We start from the raw sequence: 11,231 nt of genomic DNA on the forward strand, positions 1-11,231 counted from the left end.
CATTGTAAGGCTTACTCGTCATCTTTAGCTGTTAGGTGTTTTTGTAAGGTATCAATTAACAAATAATATTCCCTTGATAAATCATTCTGCAACGACAACAATTCAACGCTATTTTTTATTCTAGCCAATTGTTCAATTTGTCGCGTTAATTTTCCAAGATTAATTCCACCTAAATTTTTTGACGAACCACTAATTTTATGTGCTAAAGCTATAATATCATCAAATAATTTATTTTCCATAGCGATAACTAACTCATTTTTAAGCGCCGGCATATCCTCAATAAATAAACTGATCAGCTGTTTACTTAATTTTTCATTATTTCTAATACGCTTTAAAAAGCCTGTTTTATCCCAAATGATATCTTCATTTTTCTTTGAATGACTACTTTTGGAGTTATCACCATGGCTGGTCTGGGTTACGGGCTCTGCAATTACACGACTGTTATTATCAGACACAGTTTCAAAGCTATCTAGCCCGACCCATACCGATATTTTTTTAAGTAAAATATCGGTATCTACCGGTTTACTCGCGTAATCACTCATGCCTGCCGCTAAACATTTTTCTTTATCGCCTTTCATCGCATTGGCGGTCATGGCAATAATTGGAATGTTACGATGAACAACACCGGCCTTTCCTGCCCTTATTGCTCTTGTTGCATCGTAGCCGTCCATTTCAGGCATTTGACAGTCCATAATAATGATTTGATAGGGTGCATCTTCTGGTGAAGAATTTAAAGCAGCCAGGGCTTCGATACCATTACCAGCAACATCAGCTGACAAACCAATATTGGCTAGCACACCTAGAATGACCACTTGGTTAATACGGTTATCTTCAACCAATAAGATACGGGTATTTTTGGCAATAACACGATTAACATTTGAATGTTTTAATTTATGGACGTTATGTTGAGTAACAAAGGGTTTATTGACACTCAAAGTGCCTTCTTCGTCTAAAACAAGATTTAACGTAGCAAATAAATCTGCGGTTGTTACTGGCTTGGGGAAATACGCAGAAAAACCGAGTTGTTCAAAAAAGTTAGTATCTCCTCGGTCACTCATTGACGTCATAATAATAAGTTTTGTTTTTTGTGTATGTCGATGCTTCCTCAAGCGCTCACCTAAAGTAACGCCGTCTATGCCAGGCATTTGCATATCAAGAATTGCGGCATCAAAAAAATCAACCGGGTGATTATCAACCTGCTCAATAGCACAAGTGCCATCCTTTGCTTGCGTAACCTCTGCCCCCCAAATAGCTAACTGTCCTTTTAATACCGCCAAATTTGTCGCGTTATCATCAACTATAAGAATTTGCTTACCTTTTATGTCTACATGAGGCATGACTGTTTGAGAGTTATCACTTTCGTTAAGTAGTATGGTGAAAGTAAACACACTGCCCTGACCTTCGGTACTTGTTAAGGTAATATCCCCTGACATCAGTTGGGCTAATTGTTTAACAATGGCCAAACCTAAGCCTGTACCCCCATATTTTCGTGTAGTAGAGGCGTCTACCTGGGTGAAAGAATCAAACAATGCAATCATTTTATTTTCAGGAATACCAATACCCGTATCTGATATGCTGCATGTTAGTTGCAACTGATGTTGATATTTCTTAATCGAGGCTTTAATGAGTACTTCACCGGTCTCGGTAAACTTTATTGAATTACTGACTAAATTTGACAGTATTTGTCGCAAACGGCTAGGATCACCCTTAACTAAAGATTGTTCAACACCGCAAACATCCAGTATCAATTCCAGGCCTTTCTCCTGCGCTTTTATCGCCATCGACTCAGCAAAGTCGCCAAGCTGACCTCGAATATCAAAATCAAGTATTTCAAGTTCTAATTTTCCTGCCTCTATTTTTGAAAAGTCTAAAATATCATTAATCAAAGATAATAAAGATTGCGCACTTGAACTGGCTAATTGCAAATGGTGAGCTTGTTGTTTGTCGATATTACTTTGCTGAAGTAAACCTAACATCCCTAAAACGCCATTCATCGGGGTACGTATTTCATGACTCATACTTGCAAGAAACTGCGAACGCAGCAGCAGAGCGTGCTCTGCCATATCTAAAGCGTCCTGTTTTAAAGTACGCAAGTTTCTTTGCTCGGTTATATCACGATGAGTTCCCACCACTCTGAAGTTTTTTTGATCTTTATGATTAACCACTTGAGTATGTGTTTCAATATATCGAATAGTTCCGTCTGGCAAAGTGATACGGTATTCAAAATTAAGTGCTATGCCTTTCTTAATTTCATGGATAAATTGTTCTTCCACAAATTTAACATCGTCTATGTGTATAGCTGTTCGCCAAATTTTTTCTGTAGGCACTGTTGAGTTTTTATCATAGCCAAATAATTCATACATTCGACTGTCCCAAAAACTTAGCCCTGTTTGAAGATTATAGTCCCAAACGCCTATTCTTGGTGCTGACAAAGCAAAATTTAAACGCCATGCCATATCTTTAGCTTCTTCAATACTGCGGATACTTTCTGCTGCCAACAACTTATTTTCAGTGATGTCACGTATTAATCCGGTAAAAACAACATCACCAGGAATATTTATTTTGCTGATACTTAAATGCATAAAAAACTTTTCACCATTTTTTCTTAATGCAGTCAGTTCAAGTGTGCGTCCTTTTACTTCACTTGAGCTATGTTGTAAAAAACGTTTAAATTCGTCCGCTTGGTTAATAGTATTATCTATTGGCACTAGAAATAGTGCGTTTTGACCAAGGACCTCATTAGTTTGATAGCCAAATATTTTTTCAGCCGCATGATTAAAAGCGAGAATATTGCCTTTCCCGTCAATATTTATAACACCATCAGCGATTGAGTTTAAAATAGAATGAAGCTTTGCTAACGCATCTTCTGCCCGTATTGTTTCACTTTTTTGGACAATTGACTTTTGCTCTATTTGCATGAATAGATTTTGAAAACTTCTTGCTAAAACGCCGATTTCATCATTTTCTTGCACCGGTAACTTACCGATAACACCCTGTTCTTCATATTGGGCAACACCTCTAGTCATCAACAACAAAGCACGTGTTATCCGCTTTGACGCCATAATACAAAACACTAGACTTAATATCGCTAAGATAAAGCTAAATAATATTGTGCGGTTTTGCATATTTTCTAATGATTGCAGATAAATATTACTTTTATTTTCAATAACTAAGTGTAATGGGTTTACTTGGCCAAATTCATCAAACTGAACAGTAGAGTAATAGGCTAATTTATTATCAACATCTATCTCTTTATCTTGAAAGAGCTTATCGCTAGTGAGTATTGAGGAAAAAATAACACTGAGCGACGGAAACTTTTCAGTCACCTTGATATTTTTTTCATCAACTTTTTGATCAGCTGGAAAATAAATAAAATCACCCGCTGAATTAGCAAGATAAAAAGTAACTTTTTCTAAAGCATTTTCCTTAAGCCGTTCAATAAATAATGAAAAATCAACTTCTATTGTTATTGAACCAAAAAGTTTGTTGTCAGCATTATAAACAGGGGTACCGATAAATAAAGAACTTTGTAAAGGCTTGTCCTGAGTGTTTTTTTGATAAAATATCTCTGAAAAATACACTTCACCTTCTTTTACTAATAAAGCCGCTTTTAATGAATCAAGCGCTATATTTTGACTAGATTGCTCAAAAGGAATGACCTTCACTTGGTCATTTTCATGGTCAACACTGACATTACTACGAACATGATTCTCTGTTGTTAAATAACTTATATTTTTATAAATCGGTTTTTTTTTGATAAATTCTTTGAATATCCCCTGTAATTTTTTTCGCCATAACAGGTTTTGATCATCATCTGATTTGATAGACTCCATAACACCTTGTATTGACGCGGTCTTACTGAGGAAGATTGAGTCGTTGGCACTTTCTCGATAGAAATAGGCTATTAATGGTTTTACAATTTTACTTTTAATATTGAGTTCATCAAACGCCTGCTCTTTAACCAACTGCTGGCTTTCAATATAAAATACAGTGCCAACCGCAAAAGCAATAAAGAGTGATAAAGAAAAACCAGCAAATGGAATTTTAAAAGCTAATGAGCTAAAAACTTTTCCGATTGAGAAGCTTTTACTGGCTTTAGTTAATGGCTGCGCAGTATGATCATGTTCTTTACATGCGCCATAATTATCTTCTAAATGATTGTTTTTGATAAGTGCTACTTCTCTTTTGGTGAATCTATTCATACGCCGATAAAAAAAGAGCCTAAAACAATGTTTTTATGAGAAAGTGCTAAATACTCAATTGACTATCAAATAACATACTAGAACCAACTCTTATATGCAATTGTAGTTGAGTAACAACAATAACGCTGATAACTAAACCTTAAGGTATTACAGAGCATTTACCGATAAAACATCACTAAATTAGCAATAGTTACTGGCTAAGTGGCTAACTGTCATCATATATATTCAAGCTGCAAGTTAATTATTTTCAATTAGAAAGCTTGCCAATTCTTTTGAATTAAACGGTTTTCTGAGAATGGGGTAATGCCATTTTTTATTTTCCTCAGCAATATAACCACTAATTGAAAATACTCTAATATTGGGAAACTTTGCTTTCACTAATTCCACAGCCTCCCAACCTGAAATATCGGGTAATATCATATCGGTAATAAAAATATCAAAAGGTTGCTCAGTCACTAAAATTTTGATTAGACCCTTTTTATTGTTGGTATGTTTAGTTTTAACGCCTTCATTTTCCAAATACAAGGAAACAAACTCAGCAATACTTATTTCATCATCTAAAATAAGTACACGCTTTCCCTTCATATTTAATTGGCTTTTAAGCGTTAAGGGGATTTTTTTCGGGGAAATTTTTAAAATATGACACTTAAAGACTAAGGTAAAGTGCGCCCCACCCAGACTGCCATGCCCTAAAACTCGTATTTGACCATTATGTTTATATATTGTGCTATAAACATTAGCTAAACCAATACCGTTGCCCTTATTATCTGATTTACTGCTGTAAAAGGGATCAAACACTTTAGTCAAATTACTTTGCTCAATACCTACACCACTATCTTTGACATGAATTTCTAAGTTTTGCTGTTCATTAATGTTGGCCGATATTTCTATCTGTCCAATTAAGCCTCTTTCGCGGATCGCATCCTGAGAATTTAACACTAAGTTAAGCAATATATTAATAAATTCACCTTGAGGAAACTTTATTTTACAGCATAGGTCATTGGTATTAATGCTAAAGTCTATGGTAGAAAGTAACAATTGCTTAAAAAGATATTGGTTATCAATAATATCTTGTATCGGGTCAAAACGAACCACTTTGATGGTAGGTTTACGCGTAAAAGCTAATAAACGCTCGGTAACGCTTTTACCTTTATCTATCGCATTCTTGACCCGCTCAATATACCTTGAAATATCACGTTCACCTTGAGCGAACTTAATCTCTAACATTTCAGTAGCACCTAAAGCGACGCCCAGTACATTATTGATGTCATGTGAAACATTGCCAAAAGTATTACCCAGTAAAGCGAGTCGATTACTAATAAGTTGTTGTTGGTCTTTACGAAATTGCTCAGTAACGTTTTCAACAATCCAAATAAATATTCCTTCATCGGCTTCATAGGTTACCGATAAATCAAAAACACTGTTGTATTGATCAAAGCTAATATGAGTTTCTTTAAGTTGACCGCACGCTTTTGCTTTTCGTTTAAACGCAAGATAGTCGATAATACTGAAATTAATATAATTAAAAAGCACAGCGCTACTGTGGGCAGTTTTTGGTGTTAGCTCTTGATAAACGACATTATCTTTGTCATCAATAAAGAAAACCGGTACCTTTATTGTATAATTGACCATAGCGAGCAGTTTTAATTTTTCAAAAATAGTTTCTGATTGGCTAATATCTTTAAATACGCCGAAAACACCAACAACGTCACCCGCAGTATTGAGCTCAACCTCACCAAAACACTCCACTTTCACTTTATTGCCCAGTTTATTTCTTATAGCACTTTTAAAGTAGAAGCCTTGTTTATTGGCAATGGCATTATCTAAATAATTTCGTACCTTAACCTGTTCTTCTACCAGGTAAAAGTCTAAGGCCGAAACTACCTTTGGTTGGTAATTAGTGGCGTCTACACCATGAATTTTATAAAGCTCAGTTGACCAACATAAGGTATTATCAATACAATCTAGACGCCAATACCCTGATTTATTTACACTTTCCGCTAGCAACAGATAATTATTTCTTTCTTTTAGCTTTTCGACTAATTGATGTTGCGCGGTGATATCTTTAACTGAGCCAAACATTTTATAAGCACGCTCAGCCCTGTATTCGATAATTTTACCAAAAACAGTTACCCACTTCGTAGCACCTTGCTCTGTAGTCATTGACAGCGTTAAATTTATACTGGGTATTTCACCAAGACAATGCGCTTTGGCTTCTTGGTTAAGGCGGGCTAAATCTTCTTCTTTTAACCATTTTTGACCAAAAGAAAGTTGGCCTAAGAATGCTTCTGCCGAATAATCCAACATAGCCATAAATTTTGCGGAATAAAGTAGCGTTCCTTCAATTATATTCCACTCCCAAAAAGCTTCTTCTATGGTGTTTAATATTTTATGGGTGTATTTTGATAGTGCTGCAGATTCTATTTTTTCTACTAGCTTTTCCCGCTCATTAATCGTTTTATCGTCAGAGCTATTGTTTAACAATGAATCCGAAAGGTAGACGGTATAACCACCAGCAACTTCACTTGTTTTTATTGTACAATTAAGCATCTCATCTGATTTACTCAATAAAACAACATCTCTAACACCTGATCTACGTTGGAAGTTATGACAAAACTTTAGATGCGAATTAGCAAATTCCTTTGGCAAGAGCATTTCTAGCGGTTGCCCTTTAATTTCTGCTAAACAATAACCAGAAAAACTTTCTGCCCAACGATTACAACCGGTAATAATCCCTTGATGATCTAATTGAATAACCGAAAAAGGAATACTATTGATCGATACCGTTAAATCGTCAGAGGTAGCGTTCAAAATAGTTCATCTTCATCATCAAAATCAACTATTTCCTCTTCTTGTTGTTGATTAAGGACTTCAAGTTCATCAACACTGGCTAAGGCGCCATCAAGTAAATCGGTAACTTCAAGAAAATTTATATCATCTTGTGAGTGTTTTTTTAAGGCACCATGAACCAAGTTGGTCAGATATTGTTCTTGTTCATCCGACATCTCTAGGACATGGAAGCTCATACCTATGTTAGTGACTATCTCATTCATCACTTCCTGTTGATGGTGCTTAGATATGGCAATCATGTTTTTGGTAGTAAAAACAGCTTTCTGAATTTTGCTTTGTACTTGCACCAGTGAATTTTTATAAGTAATAAAAGCAATACGTGCACCGATGCATTCAATAACAGAGGCTAGTGCATCAATATATATATCAGTATCAATAGCGCCATCTACTAAATTTAAAATAAGGATTGAGCACAGTGGATGGTTAAAAATAGTTCTAGAACTAAAGCGATATAAGCGAGGTTTAACCCTTAACAGTTTCATTACATCGATTTCTACAGGAGAACAAAAGCCATTTTTAGAACTAAAGAAAAGGGCTTTTTCATTGATCGGGTAAAAAGCAATACAGCCATCTAAGTTCATTGTATAAAGAAATAAAAATACTTCATCTCTAATTTTTTCTAAAGTAAAACAATGATTAAGTCGAGATGTTAGCTGCATACAGCTGCCATATTTAGCCGCTTGTGCCATTGAAATATTAATAACTCGATCTTTTGAACTGATTTCTGTTTCAAAGCTATGAATTTTATCTTGATAAGAAATAAGTTTTTTTAGCTTTTTATTCAAAGCTAATAAAGAAATAGGTTTTGCAAGGAAATCATCGGCACCACACTCTAAACCTTTAAGTACAGCATCTTCGGTGGCTAGGCCAGAATACAAGACAAAAGAGGTTGCGACGGTATGTTGTTCAACGTTACGTTTTATCCATTGTGACCCTTTGTCTTCGCCAATATTTTCATCAACTAAGGCGATGTCAAAAAGTTGATTGTCGCTGACTAACTTATCCGCATCTTTAATATTAGTCGCGCACGTTACTTCAAAACTTTTGGTTAATGCTTCATGAAGCAGTTCAAGGTAATCTTTGTCATCATCAATAATTAACAAACGGGGTTTAAGCATAATAATTCCTTTTTTTATGAGATTTCAACCTTAGTAAATGCAGTTGTTAAGCACTTTTTTGAAAAACACTAGAACCATTACGCCCTTGGTCTTTTGCTTGATATAAAGCGATATCAGCTTGTTTTATTAATTCACTTGCATTGGCTACGTGATCGTCAGCGCTTGTTGTTGCAATACCAATACTTACCGTCACATAAGGAAATATCGATGAATATTCGTGCTTTATTTTTTGACTTAATAACGCCAAACTTAATTCTTTTGCTTTAAACCTAGCACCCTCGAGCGGCGTAAAAGGCAGCACAACAATAAACTCTTCTCCCCCATAGCGAGCTAATGAGTCAGTGGCTCGATTAAGCGTTTCATTAAGGGTATTAGCAACCTGAACTAAGCACTTATCGCCTTGTGGGTGACCATAGTTATCGTTATAAGGCTTAAAAAAGTCAATATCTATCATCAATATTGATAATTCCCCTTTTTGGCGCTCATTAATTTTCCAAGCACTAGCGAGGACTTCTTCTAACCCTCTTCGGTTAAGTATCTGCGTTAGCGGGTCAATACTACTGAGTATTTCTAGTTGTTTATTGGTGCGCTCAAGTGCCCCTTTCATTTTGGCAATACGTTCCATCGCTCTTAATTTTGCGCTTAAAATCACTTGTTTTATCGGCTTTGTTAAGTAATCATCAGCACCCGCGTCAATACCTTGAGTTAAGTACTCTTCGCTGTCGTTGGCGCTAAGAAAAATAATAGGGAACCATTGTGGGTATTCTTTTCTCATCATTTTTGTTAGCGCAAAACCGTCAACCTCGGGCATTTCTATATCCATAAGCACTAAATCAATGTTTTCTTTCTTTAATGCCGCCATCGCCTGGACATGGCCATTAGCAACGACGGCAATATGGCCGCTGTCAATGATCATGGCACTAACAACTTCTCTGATAAACTTATTATCATCCACAACTAAAATGTTCACATTAATACCTTATTACATTGGTCATAAATTAAAATATTGATGTTTACGATGCCCAAACATAAGATGCTTCGACCACACTACCATTATCTTGGAAGTCTAAGCTGTCACAAAGCTGCTCAACTAACTCAATGCCACGACCGCTAAGCTCGAGTTTATTTGCTGGCTTGTTCACTCGTTGCTCATAGTATTTTTTTATATCAAATCCTTGACCACTGTCTTGTATTTTAATCATAATTCGTCCGCCATTTGGAAAGGGGTAATGGCATATTTGTAATTCAATAAAGCCATGCGCTAAATTTTTCAAACGCAATTCTCGCTCTTTGTAATATTGAGAGAAACCATCTGCACTGGCTTTTAAATTAGAGCTCAAACCTAAGACACCATGGTCAAGTGAATTAACAAATAACTCAGTGAGTATGCTGTATAAACTTTGCCAATGCTCTGCATGACCTTCTATTTCATTTATTTGACTCATAGCCATAGGAATTGGGTTTATAGAGGCTAAGCGCTTACCACTTAAGGTAAGTTGCCAGTGCCATGCTGGCTCTGTTGCCAAATAGATATCGTCAAGTTGCTTAGCTGAAATATTGGTAATGCCATGACTGGCAACCAGCACGTGATCCCAACCTCCGCAAGGAATGTCAATCAATGAAATATCATCTTCTTGTGGCATAGCTTGGCAAAAGTCATTAACCGCGTTAAGCACACATTCACTAACCTTCTGTGTGATTACACCCTGCTTTGCCGCCTGTTCGAATCGGTCAAAATCAAACATTTCCCCGTGTTCATTTCTCGCCTCAAGAATACCATCGCTGATTAAGATCATCCGATCGGTTTCTTCAATACCAAATACGGTTAATTTACTCTCAGGTAAAAGCTTTGGAAGCACACCTATCGGTGGGTGACTTGACGATATTTGATATTTTATTTCACCTTGTTCAGAAAACAAGTAAGCATCGGGTAAGCCCGCATTAAAAACATACACAGATTTATCATGGCTAGAGATACTGGCAAACCCAGCCGCAAGAAATAAATCTGCAGGCAGTAAATCATAAAGTTGATGGTTAATTTGATTAATAATTTCAAATAACAAAAAACCTTTTTTGGTCATCGCTCTAAAGGTTTCCGCTAAGGGAATAGCACCAATAGATGAACGCAGTCCATGGCCAGTAAAATCTCCCAACATAACATTAACGTCGCCATTAGGAGATAAAGCGGTCAGTTGTATATCACCACTAAATAACGCAGCGGGTTTTTTAATAATGCCAATGCGGTCAAGCGAGAAGTTTCTTGCCTCAATAACGCCCGACATTAACTGTTCAGCAAGCTCGGCATCTTTTTGTTGTTCTTGTTGTAAAATCTTAACTTGTGCGTATAAATCACTGATTCGTTGAATTGACTTTATTTTAGCTTTAAAAACTTCGGGTGAAAATGGCCTGACCAATATGCCGTCACCGCCAGCATCAACACACTCAATAAAAGCTTTATCTGTATCCATGCTGGTAATAAAAATCAGTGGGCACAAGCTATTATCTTGCGATAAACTTTTAATTTTTCTTGCGGCTTCATAGCCGTTCATAATGGGCATATTAATGTCCATTAACACTAAATCAGGCTTGTACTCCACATACATAGCCACGCCACGAGCGCCATCATTAGCTGTAAAAACACGATAACCTTGCTCTTTTAATAAGACACTTAAAACTTTGCATTGCATGGCAGAGTCATCAACGACTAAAGCTAATTTAACATCATTTTTTTCAGCTAACACGGCTATAACCTATAATTCTATAGTGAGCAAACGGTGAAATTGCGCAATTTCTAAAATTTTATTCACTGACTCGCTTGGTTTACTAATCACGACTTTTCCTGAATAGTTCTCAGCATGATCTTTAAGCAATAAAATCATGCCTAAAGCAGAGCTATCCATATAAGTCGTTTTTGATAAACAGATAGTAAACATCGAGTTTTTTTCTTTACAGTTAACGTAGGCATCTCGAAAATGTTGATGCAGTGAAAAATCAAACCGACCTTCAATACTAATTTCTATATTTTTTTTATCTTCTGATACTTGTTTTATAACATTCATAG

General features: G+C 36.1%; 6 protein-coding genes. All 6 read right to left on the minus strand.

Features of this window, described 5'->3' with window-relative positions; all coding sequences use genetic code 11:
- Nucleotides 1–11 precede the first annotated feature (11 nt).
- The 6 genes from H4J67_RS13460 to H4J67_RS13485 all read right to left on the minus strand — a co-directional run bounded on the left by H4J67_RS13460 (nt 12) and on the right by H4J67_RS13485 (nt 11,229).
- On the minus strand, nt 12–4,202 hold the full coding sequence (locus H4J67_RS13460; RefSeq protein WP_182204019.1) for a response regulator: 4,191 nt from the start codon (nt 4,200–4,202) through the stop codon (nt 12–14).
- 237 nt (nt 4,203–4,439) lie between these two features.
- The gene (locus tag H4J67_RS13465; protein ID WP_182204020.1) at nt 4,440–7,013 is read right to left on the minus strand and encodes an ATP-binding protein; all 2,574 of its coding nucleotides are present in this window, start codon (nt 7,011–7,013) and stop codon (nt 4,440–4,442) included.
- Nucleotides 7,010–8,170, minus strand: coding sequence for a response regulator (locus H4J67_RS13470; protein ID WP_182204021.1), 1,161 nt, complete (start codon nt 8,168–8,170; stop codon nt 7,010–7,012). Before H4J67_RS13470 ends, H4J67_RS13465 begins: the two co-directional genes overlap by 4 nt.
- A gap of 46 nt (nt 8,171–8,216) precedes the next feature.
- On the minus strand, nt 8,217–9,140 hold the full coding sequence (locus H4J67_RS21060) for a diguanylate cyclase (RefSeq protein WP_182175575.1): 924 nt from the start codon (nt 9,138–9,140) through the stop codon (nt 8,217–8,219).
- Nucleotides 9,141–9,183: 43 nt separating this feature from the next.
- Entirely contained in the window at nt 9,184–10,911 is a 1,728-nt protein-coding gene (locus H4J67_RS13480) for a SpoIIE family protein phosphatase (RefSeq protein WP_310650663.1), read from the minus strand.
- 9 nt (nt 10,912–10,920) lie between these two features.
- Nucleotides 10,921–11,229, minus strand: a complete 309-nt coding sequence (locus H4J67_RS13485) for an STAS domain-containing protein (RefSeq protein WP_070376971.1) — start codon at nt 11,227–11,229, stop codon at nt 10,921–10,923.
- Between the last annotated feature and the right edge of the window lie 2 nt (nt 11,230–11,231).

It is taken from the genome of Colwellia sp. BRX10-4 (genome assembly GCF_014077465.1).
Classification (GTDB): domain Bacteria; phylum Pseudomonadota; class Gammaproteobacteria; order Enterobacterales; family Alteromonadaceae; genus Colwellia_A.